The 19307-nt window shown below is 43.9% G+C and carries 23 protein-coding genes and 1 other annotated feature; of the genes, 14 read left to right on the top strand and 9 right to left on the bottom strand.

Features of this window, described 5'->3' with window-relative positions:
* Positions 1 to 6 precede the first annotated feature (6 nt).
* From ACHZES_RS13670 to ACHZES_RS13645, 6 genes are all read left to right on the top strand, one after another.
* Positions 7 to 192 carry a Flp1 family type IVb pilin gene (locus ACHZES_RS13670; protein WP_038283970.1) on the top strand — a complete coding sequence of 62 codons (186 nt, stop codon included), beginning with the start codon at positions 7 to 9 and terminating at the stop codon, positions 190 to 192.
* Positions 192 to 2078 carry a DUF5702 domain-containing protein gene (locus ACHZES_RS13665; RefSeq protein WP_395549234.1) on the top strand — a complete coding sequence of 629 codons (1887 nt, stop codon included), beginning with the start codon at positions 192 to 194 and terminating at the stop codon, positions 2076 to 2078. The genes ACHZES_RS13670 and ACHZES_RS13665 overlap by 1 nt, the downstream gene beginning before the upstream one ends.
* 140 nt (positions 2079 to 2218) lie before the next feature.
* A complete protein-coding gene (locus tag ACHZES_RS13660; protein WP_395549236.1) occupies positions 2219 to 3070 on the top strand; it encodes a hypothetical protein in 852 nt (283 codons plus the stop codon).
* A gap of 12 nt (positions 3071 to 3082) precedes the next feature.
* Positions 3083 to 3517, top strand: a complete 435-nt coding sequence (locus ACHZES_RS13655; RefSeq protein WP_395549237.1) for a pilus assembly protein CpaA — start codon at positions 3083 to 3085, stop codon at positions 3515 to 3517.
* Positions 3514 to 3903, top strand: a complete 390-nt coding sequence (locus ACHZES_RS13650; RefSeq protein WP_038283966.1) for a hypothetical protein — start codon at positions 3514 to 3516, stop codon at positions 3901 to 3903. The genes ACHZES_RS13655 and ACHZES_RS13650 overlap by 4 nt, the downstream gene beginning before the upstream one ends.
* Before the next feature lies 1 nt (position 3904).
* Positions 3905 to 5209 (top strand): DUF6382 domain-containing protein, encoded by a 1305-nt coding sequence (locus ACHZES_RS13645; RefSeq protein ID WP_038283965.1) that lies wholly within the window; start codon positions 3905 to 3907, stop codon positions 5207 to 5209.
* 54 nt (positions 5210 to 5263) lie between these two features.
* On the opposite strand, the gene ACHZES_RS13640 is transcribed toward ACHZES_RS13645, so the two are convergent.
* The 6 genes from ACHZES_RS13640 to ACHZES_RS13615 form a co-directional block, all read right to left on the bottom strand.
* Positions 5264 to 5842, bottom strand: coding sequence for a hypothetical protein (locus ACHZES_RS13640; protein WP_395549238.1), 579 nt, complete (start codon positions 5840 to 5842; stop codon positions 5264 to 5266).
* Positions 5839 to 6693, bottom strand: coding sequence for a metal ABC transporter permease (locus ACHZES_RS13635; protein ID WP_195841202.1), 855 nt, complete (start codon positions 6691 to 6693; stop codon positions 5839 to 5841). The genes ACHZES_RS13640 and ACHZES_RS13635 overlap by 4 nt, the downstream gene beginning before the upstream one ends.
* Entirely contained in the window at positions 6690 to 7400 is a 711-nt protein-coding gene (locus tag ACHZES_RS13630; RefSeq protein ID WP_038283964.1) for a metal ABC transporter ATP-binding protein, read from the bottom strand. The genes ACHZES_RS13635 and ACHZES_RS13630 overlap by 4 nt, the downstream gene beginning before the upstream one ends.
* 14 nt (positions 7401 to 7414) lie before the next feature.
* Complete coding sequence (locus ACHZES_RS13625) at positions 7415 to 8404, bottom strand: metal ABC transporter substrate-binding protein (protein ID WP_395549239.1); 990 nt, start codon at positions 8402 to 8404, stop codon at positions 7415 to 7417.
* A 118-nt stretch (positions 8405 to 8522) separates the two neighbouring features.
* Positions 8523 to 8819, bottom strand: coding sequence for a hypothetical protein (locus ACHZES_RS13620; protein WP_395549240.1), 297 nt, complete (start codon positions 8817 to 8819; stop codon positions 8523 to 8525).
* A 32-nt stretch (positions 8820 to 8851) separates the two neighbouring features.
* On the bottom strand, positions 8852 to 9229 hold the full coding sequence (locus ACHZES_RS13615; protein WP_395549241.1) for a Fur family transcriptional regulator: 378 nt from the start codon (positions 9227 to 9229) through the stop codon (positions 8852 to 8854).
* Between the two features lie 201 nt (positions 9230 to 9430).
* Between ACHZES_RS13615 and ACHZES_RS13610 the strand changes: the two genes are divergently transcribed.
* From ACHZES_RS13610 to ACHZES_RS13600, 3 genes are read left to right on the top strand one after another with little or no spacing between them, the layout of a single operon-like run.
* The gene (locus tag ACHZES_RS13610) at positions 9431 to 10051 is read left to right on the top strand and encodes a rhomboid family intramembrane serine protease (RefSeq protein WP_038283962.1); all 621 of its coding nucleotides are present in this window, start codon (positions 9431 to 9433) and stop codon (positions 10049 to 10051) included.
* A gap of 23 nt (positions 10052 to 10074) precedes the next feature.
* Positions 10075 to 10512 (top strand): HIT family protein, encoded by a 438-nt coding sequence (locus tag ACHZES_RS13605; protein WP_089988467.1) that lies wholly within the window; start codon positions 10075 to 10077, stop codon positions 10510 to 10512.
* Positions 10509 to 11051 (top strand): RNA polymerase sigma factor, encoded by a 543-nt coding sequence (locus ACHZES_RS13600; protein WP_038283960.1) that lies wholly within the window; start codon positions 10509 to 10511, stop codon positions 11049 to 11051. The genes ACHZES_RS13605 and ACHZES_RS13600 overlap by 4 nt, the downstream gene beginning before the upstream one ends.
* Positions 11052 to 11060: 9 nt before the next feature.
* On the opposite strand, the gene ACHZES_RS13595 is transcribed toward ACHZES_RS13600, so the two are convergent.
* Entirely contained in the window at positions 11061 to 12122 is a 1062-nt protein-coding gene (locus ACHZES_RS13595; RefSeq protein ID WP_038283959.1) for an undecaprenyldiphospho-muramoylpentapeptide beta-N-acetylglucosaminyltransferase, read from the bottom strand.
* A gap of 146 nt (positions 12123 to 12268) precedes the next feature.
* Between ACHZES_RS13595 and ACHZES_RS13590 the strand changes: the two genes are divergently transcribed.
* Positions 12269 to 12721 carry a hypothetical protein gene (locus ACHZES_RS13590; RefSeq protein WP_404820233.1) on the top strand — a complete coding sequence of 151 codons (453 nt, stop codon included), beginning with the start codon at positions 12269 to 12271 and terminating at the stop codon, positions 12719 to 12721.
* 80 nt (positions 12722 to 12801) lie between these two features.
* On the opposite strand, the gene ACHZES_RS13585 is transcribed toward ACHZES_RS13590, so the two are convergent.
* Positions 12802 to 13161 (bottom strand): arsenate reductase family protein, encoded by a 360-nt coding sequence (locus tag ACHZES_RS13585; RefSeq protein WP_084719796.1) that lies wholly within the window; start codon positions 13159 to 13161, stop codon positions 12802 to 12804.
* 102 nt (positions 13162 to 13263) lie between these two features.
* Here ACHZES_RS13585 and ACHZES_RS13580 point away from each other — a divergent pair, with 102 nt between their 5' ends.
* The 3 genes from ACHZES_RS13580 to ACHZES_RS13570 all read left to right on the top strand — a co-directional run bounded on the left by ACHZES_RS13580 (position 13264) and on the right by ACHZES_RS13570 (position 14911).
* Positions 13264 to 13791, top strand: a complete 528-nt coding sequence (locus ACHZES_RS13580; protein ID WP_154526778.1) for a nucleoside recognition domain-containing protein — start codon at positions 13264 to 13266, stop codon at positions 13789 to 13791.
* Positions 13792 to 13894: 103 nt separating this feature from the next.
* Positions 13895 to 14344: a MarR family winged helix-turn-helix transcriptional regulator gene (locus ACHZES_RS13575; protein ID WP_395549242.1), complete on the top strand. Its 450-nt coding sequence runs from the start codon at positions 13895 to 13897 to the stop codon at positions 14342 to 14344.
* 27 nt (positions 14345 to 14371) lie between these two features.
* On the top strand, positions 14372 to 14911 hold the full coding sequence (locus ACHZES_RS13570) for a GerMN domain-containing protein (protein WP_395549243.1): 540 nt from the start codon (positions 14372 to 14374) through the stop codon (positions 14909 to 14911).
* Positions 14912 to 14951: 40 nt separating this feature from the next.
* Here ACHZES_RS13570 and ACHZES_RS13565 read toward each other — a convergent pair whose 3' ends face one another.
* Positions 14952 to 16772: a DUF885 domain-containing protein gene (locus ACHZES_RS13565; RefSeq protein ID WP_395549244.1), complete on the bottom strand. Its 1821-nt coding sequence runs from the start codon at positions 16770 to 16772 to the stop codon at positions 14952 to 14954.
* Positions 16773 to 16912: 140 nt separating this feature from the next.
* Positions 16913 to 17201, top strand: a binding site (T-box leader).
* 68 nt (positions 17202 to 17269) lie between these two features.
* Between ACHZES_RS13565 and metG the strand changes: the two genes are divergently transcribed.
* The gene (gene metG / locus ACHZES_RS13560) at positions 17270 to 19249 is read left to right on the top strand and encodes a methionine--tRNA ligase (protein WP_395549246.1); all 1980 of its coding nucleotides are present in this window, start codon (positions 17270 to 17272) and stop codon (positions 19247 to 19249) included.
* Positions 19250 to 19307: the final 58 nt, after the last annotated feature.

Here is a 19307-nt window from a genome sequence, read left to right as displayed (position 1 = left end):
GATACGATGCTGACATCGGTAAACAGACAGATCCTTGATTTTTTTAAAGAAGAAGACGGGGTAGGCGTTATTGAAGTGGTACTGATTCTGGTGGTATTAATCGGACTTGTCATTATTTTTAAAAAGCAAATAACAACTCTTCTTGAAAATATATTTAAGGAAATCAACAGCCAGTCTAAAGAGGTGTATTGATGCGAAAAAGCGGACAGGTAACAGTGTTTTTCAGTTTAGCCCTTTTATGCATATTCAGCCTGATGTGCGGACTTCTAGAGTCCGCACGGACTGCCGGATCCAGGTGTTATCTAAAGCTGGCCGCCGATTCTTCCATGGACTCTGTATTCAGCAGGTACCATAGAGAGGCCTGGAATAAATACCGTCTCTTTCTTCTGGAATGTGAGAATAATGAGGAACTGGAAAAGGCATGGAAGGAATTCATGGAGCCTTATATGGACAGTTCCGGCTGGTATTCTATGGATATGGAGAAGGCGGATACGGTGCAGCTTTTTCGTATTACGGATGGGGGAGGGCAGTATTTGAAGCAGGAAATTCTGGATTATATGAAGTATGGAATTTTAGAAAATATAACAGATGAAAAGGGTGCAGAAGATCTGCTTAAAAGCTTGAAGGAAGCAAAAGCAGTGAACCGGATATCCGGATCGTTTCGTGACCATGAACGAGAAGCCGTCCGGTTGGAACGGGCTTTGGAAGATATCAATGATTCATTAAAACAGCAGAAGGCTTACTGGCGGTCTGCCTGTGAGAGAATCGGGGACTATGATGGTTCGGGATTTCGAAGAGAAGCGGATTTGCTGGAGCGGGAAATGAACCGGATTCCTTCTCTTGTAAAAACTTATGGGAAAAAGGCAGATGATTTAAAAAGCAGCATAAGCGAAACGAACAATGGCTTATCTGGGACACAGGATGAATTAAGCCAAGAAGTACGTGAGGCTTTGTATGGGGAGACCTCTTGTTATGGATCCTATGTAAATCAGGATGGGGAGCGGAGGCGGGCAATTGAGGCCTTGCCGGGGCAGACGGAACAGATCAAACAGGTTATGGAACAGGCAAGAAAGCGTTCCTTTGAGGTAGAGCAGATCATTGATAACTGGGACAGCGATGATGAAGAGGATGACGGCCCGGACTTATCTGAACTATGGGGGTCTGTAGAGGAAATATGGGATGAGGCAGATATCCCTTCTCTTTCTTATTCTAATGGGGTGAAGGATCCGGAAAAACAGAGACTTCTGGAACAGGTGGAAGGATTCATACAGACAGGAATCCTATCTCTGGTTCTGCCTGATGGAACGGAAATATCCAAAGGCGTTTTGTCTGACGATACTTTTCCTTCCATTACCTGCACAGATGGCCAGACGTTTGAAACGGGCTTACTAGACCGGATCTTGTTCGGGGAGTATTGTGATCATTTTCTCACAAGCGCTCTCTCAGAGGGGGATAAGGAGGTAATGTATGAATTGGAGTATATGGTTTCAGGAAAGAAAACAGATGAGGAAAACTTAAAGCAGACAGTTCTAGAGGTTCTAATGATAAGGGAAGGAATGAACTTAATCCATATACTTTCAGACGGCCAGAAACGGGAGGAGGCAATGGAGCTTGCCGGTCTTATTACCGGAGCCGCGGGTCTTTCCCCTCTTACCGGAATCGTTGCATTTTTTGTAATGAGCATCTGGGCGCTTGGGGAGGCGATTGTGGATGTAAGAATGCTTTTAGAGGGGAAAAAGGTGGTCTTTTTTAAATCAAGGGACACCTGGAAGTTATCCCTTGATGCCCTTCTGGAATTAGGAAAAACAGGAACATGCTCAGGCGGAAAGGAAGATGAAAACGGTATTGGCTATACCGGCTATTTAAAGCTTCTTCTTTTCCCTGGAGAACCCGGGCGTCAGCATTACCATCTGATGGATGTGATTCAAATGAATTTATGCAGAAAACAGGCGGATTTTCGCATGGTGAACTGCGTTTATCAGGCAGAGATAAGTGGAACTGTGAGATCAAGGCATATGTTTTTTGGAGGAAATAATCCCTTCTATCCGGTGGAAGTGCGGACTGAAAAAGCATATTAAGGGATGCCTGGAGGCATTCCTTAATGCTTAGGGAATGTGGCAGGAAAGTGGTAAGGAGGTGGATGATCATGCCCTTTTTCAAGGAGTTCAAAAGAAAAAATAATAAAAAAATTGTTACTCTCCAGGTACAAATCCCCTTCATGAAACAGGGATTCCTTGTAAAAAGGGTATTATCATCTGCCTCCCGCCATAAAAAAAAGGGGAGCCTGACCATAGAAGCTGCCCTGGTCCTGCCTCTTTTCCTGTTCTTCATGGTAATTCTCATGCTTCCTATGGGGATAATGAAGGAAGGGAGGCGCATTCAAACCGCACTGGAAGGGGCAGGGGAAGAGGTCAGCCAGTATGCTTATGTATTGCATCAGCTTAAGGTAGGGGAAAAACTGGAAGCCACAGGTATTGATGGATTTTCAGAGGAGTTTTTAGACGGACTCACAGAGGAAGGAATCCTTCTATTTGTCAGAAAACAGGTGGAAGGGCGGGCAGGGTTTGAACGGCTTGAATCTGCAACCTTCGCACGCTCTTCCGTATTAAGGGACGGAGAGACCATTGATTTGATTTTGGACTACCGTGTCAGAATCCCATTTTCCGTATTTGGCTTGAAAAGTATACCCATGACAGCCAGGTGCTGCCGGAGAGCCTGGATCGGCCAGGAGGGAGGAAATAATGGGAAGAACGGACCGGAGGATGAGCTTGTATACATTGGAAAGGCGAGTACAAGATATCACCTCCAGCGGACCTGTCATTACTTATACAACGATATAGAACAGATTTCATTTAAGGAAATAGAACATGCTCGTAATTTAAACGGTGGAAAATATAAACCCTGCAGCAGATGCGGCAGATTTGCAGAGGAAAACGGCAGTGTTTACATCATGCCGTCAGGAGAGCGGTATCACAGTGACAGGAATTGTTCCTCTATCATGGCATACGTGGAGGCTGTTCCCTTATCACAGGTCCGCCATTTAGGCCCCTGCTCGTACTGTTCTCAATAGGGAGGAACCTCTATGCCGGTAAGTATAAATAAAATGATATTTGGAGTATTTTTATTGGGGGCTGCCTGGGAAGATGGTAGAGAAAAGGCTGTCAGCGTATGGCTTTTTACGGCAGCAGGTATTGCCGGACTTATTCTGGATCTTTTACAGGGAGATGTCGGAGGAGAACGGCTGTTAAGCTGCATGGTAGGAGTGGGACTCCTTCTTATAAGCCGATTAACAGGTGAGGCAATCGGCATGGGAGATGGCTGGTTTTTTGTAGTCAGCGGCCTTTATTTGAGAGCACTTTTGAATCTGAAGTTATTGATTTATGGGATCCTTTTAAATGGCATTGTATGCGGTGGAATTTATCTCTGGGGCTTGCTGCATGGGCAGGACTATAAGAAAAAAACGATACCGTTTCTGCCATTTCTGGTTCCTGTGTGGATTGGACTGGTGATACTATGAAAAGAAAACTGCAGGGAAGCTATACCGTTGAGGCAGCTTTTATTATGGCAATTGTTTTATGGGCGCTGATTGTTTCAATTCAGGCAGCTTACCGGATGAGAGATGAAGTTGTTGGATCCATGGCATTGGAAGAGTCTGTGCAAAGACTGCGCCATAACGAAACAGAGCCTTCCGATGAAGCTGCTTTATGGGCAGCCAGAAGGGCCGGTAACCCTTTTTCCTGGAGAAAATATGATTTCCATATCAAGATGGCAGGAAACCCTGTAACAGGCAGGAGGGTGGAAGCCTATGGAAAAGCGGGAACCTGGAAGCTGGAAATGGAACAGGGCGTGTTCGACCCGGAGAATTTTTTAAGAATGTTGACTCTTATCAATCAGGAGGAGTGAAATGAAGGCTGCATACAGACGGGAAATGAAGCAAAATTATTTGATCATTGAGCCGGAGGAGGCCGGATATGACAGTTATGAAATACATATGATGGAGGCAAACAGAATAGAAGGGTTGCTGAAGTTTCATGTAAAGCAGGTGGATAACCGGAGGTTTTATTATTATGAGATTACTTCAAAGCAGCCCCTAAACAGAGTTCTTGAATGTCATAGTCTGGGCACGGATGAGCTTAAGAAGTTAATAGAGGACATTGGGCGAACTCTGGGGAGGTTAGAGTCTTTCTTGCTTAAGGAAAAACAAATCCTTCTGGAGCCGGAATATATTTATGTTGAACCGGAGCAATTTAGAGTTTCCCTTTGCCTTGTCCCCGGAAGGCAGGTGGGATTTCCAGAGGAAATGACCGGGTTGCTGCGGTATCTTCTGGGTAAGGTCAATCATCAGGATAAGGAATGTGTAGTTATGGCGTATGGCCTGTATCAGGAAAGTCTTAAGGAAAATTATGGAATGGAGGATCTTCTTGATATAGCCGGTAAGAACCGCTCCAGCGAAGAAGGACGGGATGAAAGTATCCTTCAGCCGGAAAGAGATAACAAGCCGGAAGAGAACCAGAGCTCTCACCTTTCGTATTCATTAAACGAGGAGATAGAAGAAAGAAATCGACTTTTTGAGGGAAAGGAGATAGGGGCTGTTTTCATTATCCCGATTTTGTCTATGTTTGGTATTGCCACAGCTTTATGGTTGATTTTTGGCATGGAAGGAATTCGGAAATTTTGGTATGGGGTGCCTATTACCGGGATCTTCTCAGCTTTTGCAGTTTTTGCTGTATGGAGTAAAGAATCCGGACGTCCAAAGGAGATAAGCGTGAAAAAGGAAGAGGGCGGGCGCCAACCGGTGGAACGCTATGACTGGCAGTTGACATTTGAAGAAGAAATAGAGGAGAAGACGCCAAAACATGGAACAGGAGATGAGGAAGTATTTCAGACGGTCTTGTTAAACGAAACAACGGATGATAAAACTATCCGATACTTGCGTTCCGTTGGCACTGATGCGGAAGATATTGCAATTACTTACGTCCCTTATTTAATCGGAAAACAGGAAGGCATGGTTGATTGTGTACTCACCGGAGAATCCGTCAGCAGGATTCACGCCAGAATAGACAGAGAAGGAGAAGAATACCGGATCAGTGACTTAAATTCAACCAATGGGACGTCTGTGAACGGACGGGTATTAGAAACGAATGAGACGGTACCGTTAAAAAAAGGAGATGAAATTTTCATCGCAAATTTCCCCTTTATCTTTACATAATAAATACACCGGCCGTTTTACGGGCCGGTGTACTGGCGGTATGGGAATGGTAGCCTATACCGCCTTAACGTCGTTTACAAGCACATAATAATACGTGTTGCCTTCCTCCACATAGCTTTTATACACGCCTGTGATCTCTATTTCACTATCTTCTTTCGGATAATCATCCGGATAAGCGGGATCCCCGTCCCAGATTAATTCCAGTCCTTGCTGGCAGCAGGCAGTGGCATCTGCAATGACTAACGCATAAAAGTTCGAATTATCCGAGTCCTTAAAAACCTGGAATATCCCTTCGGCTTTTATTGTTTTTCCCACATATTCTTCCGGAGATAACATCATATTGTATACCTCGGAAAAAACCATGGTACTGCTCAATTTCGTCAGGTCAATATCAAATCCGGTGTTATTCGTGGTACCTGCCGGATCATCCTGAGGATAAATGGCGCCATCATCCTGAAATTGTTCCGTGGTTGGTTCGAACGAATCAGAAGGATAGGAATTGGCCCCATATTGTCCGGAATCAGCCTGGTCCCCTTGCGGCAGTGACGGACCGGGAGCTGTTTGCTTCCCGCAGCCTGCTAATGCAAGGTTTACCATTAAAAGTATTAGAGTGATTCCAAAGATACGTTTCATCCTTTGACACCTCCCCAGATCCCCCCAATGAGTGAGCATATGGCAAACGCGGCGATATCAACAGCAACAATGGTTGAACCAACCGGCGTTCCTGCCAGAATGGACGTTAGAATTCCCAGTACGGCACAGAAAACAGAAAGGATAGCCGAACAAAGAATCACTGACTTAAAGTTTTTAAATAAGCGCATTGCCGAAAGTGCCGGAAAGATGACCAATGCGGAGATCAGCAGTGAACCTACCAGATTCATGGCAAGAACAATGATGATGGCTATGATGACTGCGATCAGCAGGTTGTATTGGTCGGCTTTTGTGCCGGTTGCCTTTGCAAAGTCTTCATCAAAGGTGACAGCAAATATCTTATGGTAAAAAAGAAGAAATACGGCGATAACGACCACCGAAAGGGCAACACAAAGCCATACTTCCGTCTTTGTCAGTGTCAAAATGGAGGTTGAACCAAACAGCGTGCTGCATACGTCTCCTGCCAGATTGGCTGAGGCGGAAAATATATTCATGAGCAGATAGCCCAGGGCCAGAGCGCCTACGGAAATCATAGCGACAGCCGCATCGCCCTTGATTTTGGCATTTTGACCGGTGCGCAGCAGAAGAATTGCACAGATAACCGTAACCGGCAGAATAAGCAGCATATGATTGGACAGCTTCATTACCGTTGCGATTGCCATAGCGCCAAAAGCAACATGAGAAAGTCCGTCGCCAATAAAGGAAAAACGCTTTAACACCAGTGTAACACCTAACAGGGAGGAACAGAGAGCAATTAATATCCCAACAATCAGCGCATAACGCACAAAGGGATATTCAAAATATAAGATTAATTTTTCGATCAGTATACTCATGCTTTGCTGCCTCCATCCTGAGTGGAAAATGCTTTCCCGATGCTGCTGTCCAGATACTCATCTTTTGTTCCGAAAAAGTAGGGATTTCCCATGTGCAGGATATGGCTGGCATAGTTCACAGCAGTACCGATATCATGAGATATCATGATGATGGTGATACCTTCCTCATTCAGCTTTTGGATTAACTCATACATCTCGGCAGTGGCCTTTGGGTCAAGACCTGAAACAGGTTCGTCAAGCAGAAGCATTTTCCCGGCGGCGCACAGTGCCCGAGCCAGCAGTACACGCTGCTGCTGGCCTCCGGACAATTCTCTGTAACACCGTTTGGACAGATGGGAGATCCCCATTTTCTCCATATTTTCACGGGAAAGCTGCTTTTCTTCCCGACTGTAATAGGGACGCAGCCCACAGCGGTTCAAACAGCCGGATATAACAATTTCCAGAACAGAAGCCGGAAAGTCCTTTTGTACTACGGTCTGCTGAGGCAGATACCCGATTCCTCCGGAATGCTGCTTATTTTCTATAATAACGCTTCCTTCAAGCGGTGCCAGAAGGTGCAGGATGGTTTTCATGAGTGTACTTTTTCCAGAGCCGTTTTCTCCCACAATACAGAGATAATCCCCGCTGTTTACGGAAAAGTTAAGTCCCTTAAGGACCGTTTTTCCGTCATACCCGATGGTAAGGTTGTTGCATGTTAGCTGTGCCAATTTGATTCCTCCTCTTAATTTAGTGCATCTTTCAGCACTTCCAGATTCTTCTGCATGATGGAAAAATATGTTGTACCACTTTCTGCATCCTTGGAAGTGGTAGATTGCATGGAATCCATAGTTTGAATTGCTTGATCTTTGTCTTTCGTGTTTTGGACGATGGTTTCGGCGATCTTATGCTTGGTGCCTTCAATCGTCAGCACAGTGCCAAGTCCTAACTCATCAACTTTTTTTGAAAGAAAGGCGATGGTTCCAAAGCTGGCCTCCGTTTCAGCCGAGCAGCCCACAAATGCGGCATAATAGGTAAGGCCGTAATCATCTGCTAAGTAGCGGAAGGGGAATCGGTCCCCAAACAGCACTGCATCCTGCTTTGAAGAGTCTACTACCTGCTGGTAGCTTTCATCCAATTGATCCAGCTTTTTTCCATAGGCATCTGCATTTGCAGAATAGTCTGAGGCATTTGCACTGTCGATTTCTCCCAGCTTTGATGCAATGTAATTGCAATAGGTTTTGGCATTTTTCAGTGACAGCCAGACATGCTCGTCATATTCCGGACCATCATCGCTGCCCTCCGGGGTTTCTTCTGCCTCTGACTCCATTCCTTCCACGACCTCTTCCTCTTTGACTGTGTCGCCCAGAACATCAAGGAGATTGATCACGACCATATCTTTGTTCTTGGCTTCTTTCAGGGCATCTGTTACCCATTGGTCGGATTCCCCGCCCACATAGATGAACATATCGCAGGTTGAGATTTTGATGATATCATCTGCTGTCGGCTGATAGCTGTGCAGATCCACACCGTTATCCAGAAGCATGGTGACCTCTCCATCATACCCATGGCTCCCAAGGATTTCTCTGACCCAATCGTATTCCGGGAAAATAGTGCATACTACACTTAGCTTATTGTCATTGCTGGTCTTTGTCGTTGCATTTGTGCTGGAGCAAGCGGTAAGCACTCCAATTATCATAAGTCCTGCTAACAGGCAGGCAATTAATTTTTTCATTATTTAAACCTCCGAATAAATATTGATCATTAAAAATGGGCATAAGAATACAAAGAAGCACCGAAAAATACGGTTTCTGCCTAAAATGGGCAGAATACTCCCTTGTGAAAGTCAATATTCAATTCGTAAGCTTTACCTTAAGAGAAACCAAAGTGTGTGAAGGGTTGCGGCGAAATACCGGAATCACGCAGATTACAAAAAAATGGGCTGCCGCAAATACGGCAACGGCGGATGACAGGCCTGTTAAAAGAGTACTAAGCGCTTGGACGCATGCCTGAACTTCAAGACAGATGGGACAGTTTTCGCCTATGCAGTGATGGCGAGCCTCAGCTGTAACAAAAAATACGGAAAAGAGCAGCATAAAAAGAACCGCCAGGGCAATAAACCTGGCAATCAGTTTTTTGTTTTTTACCATGTCTTTTCCTCCTTTTTAAAATAATGGACACATTAGATACAGTTTTTGCAGATTCCGTAAAGTACGGATTTTTCTTTTTTTATTTGGAATCCGTCCGCTTTTAAAATGTCCGCCAGCATCCTGTCTGCAATGTAGACATTCATATGAAATGTCCTTCCGCATTTTATGCAGTTCATATGAATACAATTACGACAGTCCTCTGAATGAATATACTGATAAAAAAGTTCTCTGCTACCTTCTTTCGTAAAGCGGTTGATCAGCCCTTTTTCCTCCAGATAAGTGAGATTACGGTACACCGCACTTAAACTGACGGAAGAATCAGAAAGGCTGTCTGCAATTTGTCTTGCGGAAAATTGCCTGTCGGGGTTTTCCTGTAAAAAGGCAAAAAGTTGTTTTCTTTGTGCTGTCATATAGTTGGCCAAAAGGGTTCACCTTCCTAAATTTGCGATTTATTCGCAAATAAGTGTACTGCGTAATCAAAACGTTGTCAAGATGATTTGCGAATGTTTCGCAAATTACTTCTGAATTTTTATCGCAAATTTTGCGTTTATATTTACATAATATGTCAGCTTATGTTAAAATAGGCATAATATTTATCAAGGAGAGTGGCAATGAAAGACTTGTACAGGCGTAAGAAGGCATTTGTAAACGTTGGTTTGATTGCAATAAATGTCATCTACTTCCTATATCTGGAGGTGACAGGCTCCACGGAAAATACGCAGTTTATGGTGGCACATGGGGCAATGTATGCTCCGCTTGTATTGGAGGGAGGAGAGTATTACCGGCTTCTCACTTCTGTTTTTATGCATTTTGGCATTAACCATATTATGAATAACATGCTCATTCTGTTTATATTGGGAGATAATCTGGAAAGAGCCCTGGGCCATATAAAATATCTGCTCTTCTATCTGTTTTGCGGTATTGGCGCCAATGTTGTGTCCATGATCGTGAACCTGGGAGAATACCGGACCGTAGTCTCGGCAGGGGCGTCAGGCGCTATTTTTGGCGTGATTGGAGGGCTTTTATATGCGGTATTGGTCAACCGTGGCCGCTTGGAGGATTTAAGTGTCAGACAGCTGGTAGTTGTGATTGCATGTTCCCTGTATTTTGGTTTTACCAGCACAGGCGTAGATAATGCAGCCCATATTGGTGGGCTGCTTGTTGGAGTTGTTATGGGGATTCTCCTGTACCGCAAGCCAAGACGGCGCCAGGATATGGAACTATGGGGATAATATATTTGGAAGGAGGTGAGTAAGTGAGGGACGATAATTGCATTTTCTGCAAAATTGCAAATGGCATGATACCTTCTGAAACGATATACGAGGATGACATGTTTCGGGTGATCCTGGATTTAGGACCAGCTTCCAGGGGTCATGCCCTGATACTTCCAAAACAGCATTACAAAGATATCTGTGATCTGGAAGAGGAAACAGCAAAAAAGGTTCTCCCGTTAGCAGCTAAAATAGGAAGCGCCATGAAAAACTCATTAGGCTGTGCCGGATTTAATGTTGTGCAGAATAATGGGAAAGAAGCAGGCCAGACGGTTTTTCATTTTCATGTGCATTTGATTCCTCGTTATGAGGAAGGCCCTGTTATGGTTTCATGGATGCCGGGCGAGGCAGATCCGGGAGAATTAGCACAGACAGGAGCCGCTATAAGGAGCGCCCTACAATCAGAGGGACACAATCAATGAGTATACATGAAGATGAAAACTTGTTACTGCAGTCTATATATGGGGAATATCAGGGATTGCTCCGCAGGATAGCGAAGACTCTCAATGTGCCAGACATGGAACTGGATGATGTGGTTCAGGAAACTTTTATTGCATATTTTGAGAATTATTCATTATCATGGACAGATACCCGAAAGAAAGGCATGCTGATTAAGATTTTAAAGCGTAAATCCATTGACTGCCTCCGTAAAAATGGCCATTATGAAAAGGTGAGCCTGGATGAAGGAGATGCAGTCAATGAGGTGGCGATGCTTACAAGATATGTGGTCACTGATCCCCTGGAAGTGATCCTTGGAGAGGAAGCTCTTTTAAAAATAACCGGGGAGATTTCCAACATGAGAGAGGAATGGAAGGAAATGGCTATTCTTTATTTTCTGGAACAGCTTACCATTCCTGAAATCTGCGAAATATTAGAAATTCCGGGAACGGTTTGCCGTTCCCGGATATATCGCACAAGAGTTTGTTTGAAAAAGATCCTTGGTCCTAATTTTCATATATAAAGGTTAATTTTAGACCAGGGATTCAATCATATCAATAATAGTATCAACCGCATTGTGTAATTCACTTTTCTCCATTTTTGCGATAAAAGCCTGCCTGTTTGCAAATGTTTCGCTGATTGCCTGCAAGAGGGAATCACCGGTAAGGTTTTCTTCTTCCAGAAGGGAACTGAAGCCCTGCTTTGCAAAGGATCTGGCATTTAAGATCTGATCTCCCCTGCTGGCCGCAGCCGAAAGAGGGATCAGGATATTTGGCTTTCTAAGTGCTAGAATTTCGCAGATGGAGTTAGCTCCGGCTCTTGAGATCATTAGGTCAGCAGCAGCAAAAAGATGCTTTAAAGGAGCGTCAACATATTCGTATTGTACATATCCTTCCATTCCGATCAGGCTTTCGTCCAGATTGCCTTTTCCGCAGATATGTATCACCTGGTAATTTTTAAGCAGTTTTGGGAGAATGCCCCGTAAGGCGGTATTAACCGTTACGGAACCAAGACTTCCGCCGATGATTAAGATAACAGGCCGGTTTGCAGATAAACGTGCATAGTTTAATCCTGTCAGCCGATCTCCCTTTAAAAGCTCTTTCCTTATCGGAGAGCCTGTGAGTACGGCTTTATCCTTTGGAAGATAAGGAAGGGTTTCCGGAAAATTGCAGCATATTTTTGCTGCAGATGAAATACAGAGCCTGTTGGCAAGCCCTGGTGTCATGTCTGATTCGTGGATGATAACGGGCACCTTGCAATGTTTTGCAGCCATCACTACGGGAACGGCTACAAAGCCTCCTTTAGAGAAAACCACATCCGGCTTGTAATTTTTTATCAATTTCAATGCTTCCCAATATCCTTTTAATACCCGGAATGGATCAGAGAAGTTTTTGAAGTCAAAGTACCGACGGAATTTACCTGAAGAAATGCCGTCATAGGGGATTCCGGCTCCCTCAATGAGCTTGCGTTCTATTCCCTGGTATGATCCTATATAATGAATATCGTAATTCCGCTCTTTTAACGAGGGAACTAAAGCCAGGTTCGGGGTAACGTGGCCGGCTGTACCGCCGCCGGTTAAGATGATTTTTTTCATAAAGTGTTGCCTCCCAAATTCGATATACTATTATAGTAAACGCTAGCGATAAAAAGTCAACCCCAAGCTTGTGGGAACTTAAGGATAACTTGTATTTAAGAGGTGTATACGTGGAGAAGGAGAGAAACCATGGAAAAAAATATTCAATGTTAAAAGTTATAAAGTATCATTTGTCGTCTCAGGAAAAATTAGAAGCCCATCTGCTTGATTATATGCAGGAGCATCCGGAATTAACACCTGAGCCCCCCTCCCCTCCTCCCGGCGAATTTCAAAAGATCATGGAGGAACTTAACCGGCGGGGGACAGAAACAGTGATAGGAAAGCAGCTGAAGATGTTGTATAGCGGCCACAGATTAGTAAATTCCATACAAAAACCGTTCCTCATAGTAATGGTGGTCCTGATTATACTGGCCGTTTCCGCAATCGGAGCATCGGCAAAGAAGGCTCATGATTATCGTATGAGAGAGCAGAATCCCGGTAAAAGCAGAAGTGAGGTACTCAAAGCGGACAAGATATCAAATGCGTATGAGGTAATAAAAGAGCATCTTGGGATTAATCTGTTAGTGATTAACAGCATGCCCAATTATATAGACCAGTAAAATTTTATGGCAGAATACCCGGCGGAGGAGAGAAAATCCAGAATCTCAAGTCCCGCCGGGTATTCTGCATGTACAAGGATTTAACGGAGAAACGCAGACTCCCATTCCTTTTCCTTAAAGCCAACCAGAACGAAATCTTCACCAATGATTAAGGGACGCTTGACCAGCATTCCATCGGTTGCCAGAAGATCGATCTGTTCTTTTTCGCTCATGCCAGGCAAAAGCTCTTTTAAATTTTTTTCCTTGTAGATAATCCCGCTGGTATTAAAAAAACGTTTTATGGGAAGGCCGCTTTTTTGGATCCAGTCTGCAATCTCCATGGAGTTTGGGTTTTCTTCTTTGATATTTCTGCTGTCATATGCTACTTCATGGACATCCAACCACTTTTTTGCATTTTTGCAGGTACTGCAGGGAGGATACTGTAAAAATAAAATGCTCATATCGGTACATCTCCTTTCGAGAATAGTTTACCTCAAAACGTCTTGAATGAAAAGGAAAGAATTGGAATAAACTATAACAATTAAGGTTTTTTAGGTGAAGGTATGAAATTTCTATTATTTCTGTCTGAGGCGGCAGTGCCGCTTATCATTTTTTACATGGTAGGCTTTGGCATATTGTCCAAACGTCCAGTTTTTGAGGATTTTATAGACGGGGCTAAGGACGGGATGAAAACAGTGGCAGGGATCATGCCTACGCTCATCGGACTTATGACGGCAGTGGGGGTACTCCGGGCTTCCGGTTTTCTGGACTTTCTGGCAAAATGCCTTACAAAGCCGGCTGCTCTTCTTTTTCTTCCTGCTCCGGTCGTGCCGGTGATTTTAGTGCGTTTGGTATCAAATTCAGCTGCCACAGGTCTTGTTCTTGATATTTTTAAGAAATATGGGACTGATTCCTATATCGGCATGCTGACGTCAGTGATCATGAGCTGTACGGAAACCGTATTTTATTGCCTGAGCATTTATTTTGGAACCGTAAAAATAAAAAAGACCCGTTATACCCTGGGTGGTGCATTGGCCGCTACGGCTGCTGGTGTAGCCGCAAGTGTCCTCATATCCCGTTTTCTGGTATAAAAGGAATTTTTTTGATTCCATTTTAAGAATTTCATAAGAATTCAGGTGGTTGTCTTGAGATACATAATCATGTATAATTACGGAGAAGCTTTTATTGTCATAAGTGAAGGGGATAAACGTGGATACTTACGGGACTCTTAACGAAGTTTTGGTAAGACTGTTTCGAGATATTATGGATATAGAGCAACAGGCTATCATTACACAGGAATTTAACAATATTACAAATAATGATATGCACGTGATCGAGGCCATTGGAATTGGAGAACCAAAGAATATGTCAGCCATAGCCAGGGAACTGTCCGTTACGGTCGGCACGTTAACCATAGCCATGAACAGTCTTGTAAAGAAGGGGTATGTAACCCGTCAGAGAGGCAAAGAGGACCGACGTGTTGTATACATCTCTCTTTCAGAAAAAGGGAAAGAAGCCTATGAGCATCATGCCAGATTTCATCAGGAGATGATCGCCGGCATTGTTTCAGGTTTAAGTGAGAATGAAATAGAAGTTTTGATCAAAGCTCTAACCAAGTTAAACCTATGGTTTCGGAGCCTTTAACAGAATTTAAGGAGGCAATATGCAATTATGAAAAAATTCATCGTGTTTTTAATGAGCGCAATGATGATGGTGTCCCTGGTGGCATGTGCACCAACAGAACCAAAGGTGGAGACCACAGCACCTGGCCCTGGGGCAATAGCTTCAACGGGAGGCGCCAGTGATAAAGTTCCTGATCCTAATGCAGAACCTATGGAGATCATATCCGTATACAGCCAGAATGATGACGCCACAGGTTTAAATCAGGCAATGGATGCAGTATCTGAACTGACGGCAGACGCTATGGCGGACAAGCTGATTGAATACGGCGTATTAGAGGAAGGTACAAAGGTTCTGAAGTTTGATAAAAAAGATGATGGCACGGCCACTCTTGATTTATCCCAGATACCGGAAAAGGGTACAGCGGATGATATACTTACCCTGACCGCGGTTGGCAATACCTTTATTGAGAATTTTGAATTGGACAAATTAAAAGTTCTTGTTAATGGTAAGGATTATTCCAATAGTCAGATCAAGCAGGGAGATGGTGATTACCTGGAATACGTTAAGAATTATAAGAAAATAAAATAAATAGAAAGGGCAGAAGCAATCACAAGCTTCTGCCCTTTTTTTACTGGTTTCTTAACTGTTTGGACAGCCATGTACGGAACGCAGGCTGGATAACTGAAAACGGAGCAGGACCTGTATTAAGTAAAAAGGTGTGAAAGTCCTTTAAATTAAAATCATCTTTTAAGATCTTCTTGGCTGTGCCCAGCATTTCCATAATTTCCATGTATCCCACATAGTATTCCATATAGTTGGTGGGATTCTCGATCAGGCTGTTGTAAATGGAATCCACAATATCCGTTTTTTCAATATTATAAAATGTGCCAAGATATTTGGCTGTCTGCTCTTTATCCCAGCCCTCATAATTGATACAAATATCAAGATAAGCATAGATGCCTAAGGTGACGGCAGTGTTATGTGCTAAAAGCTCTCCAAGTCCCGGAGGCAGCCCGTTATCCATGGTGTAGGAGTAAAACTCCACATAAGTTGCCCAGCCTTCCGAATAGCTGGGGAAGGAGAGGATGCTTCTTAAGTCATTCGGTTTGCTGCTTAAGAAATAAACATTCTGATATAAATGCCCCGGGTAGCCTTCATGGGCCAGGGTGGTGAAAAGGTCATCATTTTGAAACCGCGGGTTGCCGTTGATATAAATGACATTATCCTCATAACGGTCCAAGGGAGGGACTAAGTAGAAGGCAGGGCTTAAAGATGCCTCCAGGGAATTTGGAACGTACTTTACTGTATAACTGCAGGGCGGAAGTTCAGGAAAATCTGAGGATATCTGGGTTTTAAGAAAATCCAGGATATCTTCCGGTTTGGTATAATGGAAGGAATAGTTGTCAAGGTGGTCCAGGACCTCCGGGTGTTCCTTTGTAATCTGTCCTATGGCCTGGATATCAGAGTTCAGCTGTTTTTCGATTGCCTTTGTCAGGTTTCGGATGGAACCATAGGAGGTTCCTGTATTGGAATTGACCAGGTATTCAAAATATTCTTTACCCTTAGGATACTGGGATAAGCCCTTGTCATTGGTCCCGGTCCCCATTAGGGCGGTGATTCCATTGACTAGATTTTTATAAGCTGGTATGAAATGTTCTTCCAGGACTTTTAAATTCTTTTCTTTATAGGAAGCTTTCTCTTCATCGGTTAAGTCCGTGAGGGCATCCACCCGTGTGTTAAATGTGTCGGCAAGGAAGCTGTGGTCAGGCTGGATTAGATATGCCTCGCAGGATTTTAATACATGATCTGCGGTAGCATCAGACATAAATAAGCCGGCTTCTGATTTTTTCTTTTCAAACTCCATGATCTGCCCATAATAATCATCAATGGTAGAAAGCAGCGCAAGATAGTGGTCCACATCATCCCTGGTGTAAAAGGCGTATTCTGAAAACAAGATGGGAAGCTGTGCCTGGATTCCGATGGTAGTAGTTAGAGGTTGGGCGTAAAGCTCCAGACCGTCGGAGGCTAATTCCGTATTTATGTAGGAGCGGAGAATCTGCCAGGTTAACCGCTGTTCGTCGGTTAGCTGTCGGGGGTTAAAGTCTTCCAGCTTCATTTTTAACTCCCTAAGGTCTTTTGATCCCTGTTTCATTTTATCCAGAGAAAAATCACCAAGGGTCAAAGGAACTGTGTCAAGTCCCCGGGAAGCAGGATCTGCTATGCTGAAATGAAAGCTGATCCCGGAATCGCTGATCTCCTCACGAAACAGATCATTTGTAAATTGATCAAACTTGTTTTGAGCGGATAAATCCCTTGCATGGAATTGTTCATACCCCGCCCCTGTAGGTGTGGCGGGTGATTTATTGGGGGGTGCGCAAGCACAAAGCAGGGAAACAGCCAGGAAGAAGGACAGAAAACGGCGGCCCTGTTTCAAAACAATGTTTTTCATATTTTATTCCTCCGTGATTCACTATTATTATTTATATGATGATATTAAAAAAGTCATGACAAAAGCACTGATGTATCAACATACCCGCTTGACAAACCCTACTGAAACTATTAAACTAGGGTTACTAACAATCTAATTTCTAGAATGCTGAGAAAAGAAGAGTAAGAAATTAACCTCATGTGCAGAGACTTCCGGAAGCTGAAAAGGAAGCTTGAGCGTATTTCCCAACATGGCCTTGGAGCAGCGGAATTGAATTGGCGAAACAGCGCCTTTAAATTTCGACGGTTACACCCGTTATCGTGTCAGACTGTTATTAAGTAACCATAAGATCTTAGGGGGATTTTATGGAACAAACGCAGCCGGTAAGGTCTGTACTGTAAGGTACGGATAAATTAAAGTGGTAACACGGGACAGTTCCCCGTCTTTAAATTTCCGAAAGGATATTTTAAGACGGGTTTTTATTTGAATTCCCATTTCATAAACAGGAGGAAAACAGAATGTGTAAAGATTCTAACAAAAAACCATATTATATCACCACAGCCATTGCCTATGCATCAGGAAAGCCTCATATTGGCAATACTTATGAGGCAGTACTTGCAGATGCGATTGCCCGTTATAAAAGGGCGGAAGGCTATGACGTATTTTTCCAGACAGGAACCGATGAACACGGCCAGAAGATTGAAGAAAAAGCAGAGGCCGCAGGTATTTCGCCGAAGGAATTTGTAGACAGGGCAGCCGGTGAAATAAAGAGTATTTGGGATTTGATGAACACCTCTTACGATAAATTCATCCGCACTACTGACAAAGACCACGAGGAACAGGTTCAGAAGATCTTTAAGAAACTCTATGATCAGGGTGATATTTATAAAGGACATTACGAAGGCTTATACTGCACCCCCTGTGAATCCTTTTTCACAGAATCCCAGCTTGTAGACGGCAAATGTCCGGACTGCGGCCGTGAGGTAAAGCCGGCAAAAGAAGAGGCATATTTCTTCCGCATGAGCAAATACGCGGATCGTTTGATAAAACACATCAATGAGAACCCGGACTTTATCCAGCCTGTGTCCAGAAAAAATGAGATGATGAACAATTTCCTACTTCCGGGGCTTCAGGATCTTTGTGTATCCAGGACTACTTTTAAATGGGGAATTCCGGTGTCCTTTGATCCGAAGCATGTCACCTATGTCTGGCTTGATGCGCTGACCAATTATATTACAGGAATCGGCTATGATTGTGACGGCAAAAGCAGTGATCAGTTTGCCAAATTATGGCCGGCAGACCTTCACCTGATCGGTAAGGATATTATCCGCTTCCATACAATTTATTGGCCTATTTTCCTGATGGCCCTTGATATTCCTCTGCCAAAGCAGGTATTTGGCCATCCCTGGCTGCTTCAGGGGGACGGTAAGATGAGCAAATCCAAGGGTAATGTCCTGTATGCAGATACCCTGGTGGATTTCTTTGGTGTGGATGCAGTCCGCTATTTCGTCCTTCATGAAATGCCATTTGACAATGACGGTGTCATCTCCTGGGAGCTTATGGTGGAGCGTATGAACTCTGACCTTGCCAATATCCTTGGCAATCTGGTGAACCGTACCATTTCCATGTCCAATAAATACTTTGGCGGAATTGTGTCTGACGGGAAGGCAGTGGATGCTGTTGATGAAGACTTAAAGGCAGTCGTGCTGGAAGAAGTGAAAAAGGTTCAGGAGAAGATGGAGAAGCTCCGCGTTGCTGATGCTATGACAGCAATCTTTAACATTTTCAGAAGAAGCAACAAATACATTGATGAAACTGCTCCATGGACTCTTGCTAAGGATGAAGCATCAAAGAGCCGGCTGGAAACCGTTCTTTATAATCTGACGGAGGCCATTGCCATCGGAGCATCCCTCCTTGACTCCTTTATGCCGAATACATCGAAAAAGATTCTTAACCAACTGAATACAGAAAAAAGAGATTTATCCCAGATGAATGAATTTGGTTTATATCCCTCTGGGAACAAGGTTACGGATAAACCGGAGATCTTGTTTGCCCGAATGGATATCAAAGAAGTCATGGAGAAGGTGGAAGCCATGTATGGGCCGAAAGAGGCAGAATCGAAAGAGGCTCCCAAAGAAGATGCTTCGGCCGTGATTGATATAGAAGCCAAGGCAGAGATTGAATACGACGATTTTGCCAAGCTTCAGTTCCAGGTAGGTGAGATCATTGCCTGTGAAGCGGTTCCAAAGTCAAAGAAGCTTCTGTGTTCCCAGGTGAGAATCGGAAGTCAGGTAAAACAGATCGTCAGCGGAATCAAAGCTCACTATTCACCGGAAGAAATGGTTGGCAAAAAGGTGATGGTTGTGGTAAACTTAAAACCAGCAAAACTGGCTGGAGTCATGTCTGAAGGCATGCTTCTCTGCGCGGAAGATGCAGAAGGCAACCTATCCCTTATGGTACCGGAGAAAACAATGCCGGCAGGAGCGGAAATCTGCTAATACAAGGGAATATCTGAAGACACTTTAAAAGAAACAACGAAAGGCCGGGTAATCGAAT

Origin of the sequence: Lacrimispora sanguinis (genome assembly GCF_044987295.1) — a bacterium.
Lineage (GTDB): Bacteria > Bacillota > Clostridia > Lachnospirales > Lachnospiraceae > Lacrimispora > Lacrimispora celerecrescens_B.
The sequence above is the reverse complement of the archived record's forward strand: the minus strand, read 5'-3'. Positions and strand labels throughout refer to the sequence as shown.

Coding starts and splice junctions, on each gene's coding strand:
- ACHZES_RS13670 (WP_038283970.1), top strand. CDS start 7: ATGCTGACATCGGTAAACAGACAGATCCTTGATTTTTTTAAAGAAGAA.
- ACHZES_RS13665 (WP_395549234.1), top strand. CDS start 192: ATGCGAAAAAGCGGACAGGTAACAGTGTTTTTCAGTTTAGCCCTTTTA.
- ACHZES_RS13660 (WP_395549236.1), top strand. CDS start 2,219: ATGAAACAGGGATTCCTTGTAAAAAGGGTATTATCATCTGCCTCCCGC.
- ACHZES_RS13655 (WP_395549237.1), top strand. CDS start 3,083: ATGCCGGTAAGTATAAATAAAATGATATTTGGAGTATTTTTATTGGGG.
- ACHZES_RS13650 (WP_038283966.1), top strand. CDS start 3,514: ATGAAAAGAAAACTGCAGGGAAGCTATACCGTTGAGGCAGCTTTTATT.
- ACHZES_RS13645 (WP_038283965.1), top strand. CDS start 3,905: ATGAAGGCTGCATACAGACGGGAAATGAAGCAAAATTATTTGATCATT.
- ACHZES_RS13640 (WP_395549238.1), bottom strand. CDS start 5,842: ATGAAACGTATCTTTGGAATCACTCTAATACTTTTAATGGTAAACCTT.
- ACHZES_RS13635 (WP_195841202.1), bottom strand. CDS start 6,693: ATGAGTATACTGATCGAAAAATTAATCTTATATTTTGAATATCCCTTT.
- ACHZES_RS13625 (WP_395549239.1), bottom strand. CDS start 8,404: ATGAAAAAATTAATTGCCTGCCTGTTAGCAGGACTTATGATAATTGGA.
- ACHZES_RS13620 (WP_395549240.1), bottom strand. CDS start 8,819: ATGGTAAAAAACAAAAAACTGATTGCCAGGTTTATTGCCCTGGCGGTT.
- ACHZES_RS13615 (WP_395549241.1), bottom strand. CDS start 9,229: ATGACAGCACAAAGAAAACAACTTTTTGCCTTTTTACAGGAAAACCCC.
- ACHZES_RS13610 (WP_038283962.1), top strand. CDS start 9,431: ATGAAAGACTTGTACAGGCGTAAGAAGGCATTTGTAAACGTTGGTTTG.
- ACHZES_RS13600 (WP_038283960.1), top strand. CDS start 10,509: ATGAGTATACATGAAGATGAAAACTTGTTACTGCAGTCTATATATGGG.
- ACHZES_RS13595 (WP_038283959.1), bottom strand. CDS start 12,122: ATGAAAAAAATCATCTTAACCGGCGGCGGTACAGCCGGCCACGTTACC.
- ACHZES_RS13590 (WP_404820233.1), top strand. CDS start 12,269: ATGTTAAAAGTTATAAAGTATCATTTGTCGTCTCAGGAAAAATTAGAA.
- ACHZES_RS13585 (WP_084719796.1), bottom strand. CDS start 13,161: ATGAGCATTTTATTTTTACAGTATCCTCCCTGCAGTACCTGCAAAAAT.
- ACHZES_RS13580 (WP_154526778.1), top strand. CDS start 13,264: ATGAAATTTCTATTATTTCTGTCTGAGGCGGCAGTGCCGCTTATCATT.
- ACHZES_RS13570 (WP_395549243.1), top strand. CDS start 14,372: ATGAAAAAATTCATCGTGTTTTTAATGAGCGCAATGATGATGGTGTCC.
- ACHZES_RS13565 (WP_395549244.1), bottom strand. CDS start 16,772: ATGAAAAACATTGTTTTGAAACAGGGCCGCCGTTTTCTGTCCTTCTTC.
- metG (WP_395549246.1), top strand. CDS start 17,270: ATGTGTAAAGATTCTAACAAAAAACCATATTATATCACCACAGCCATT.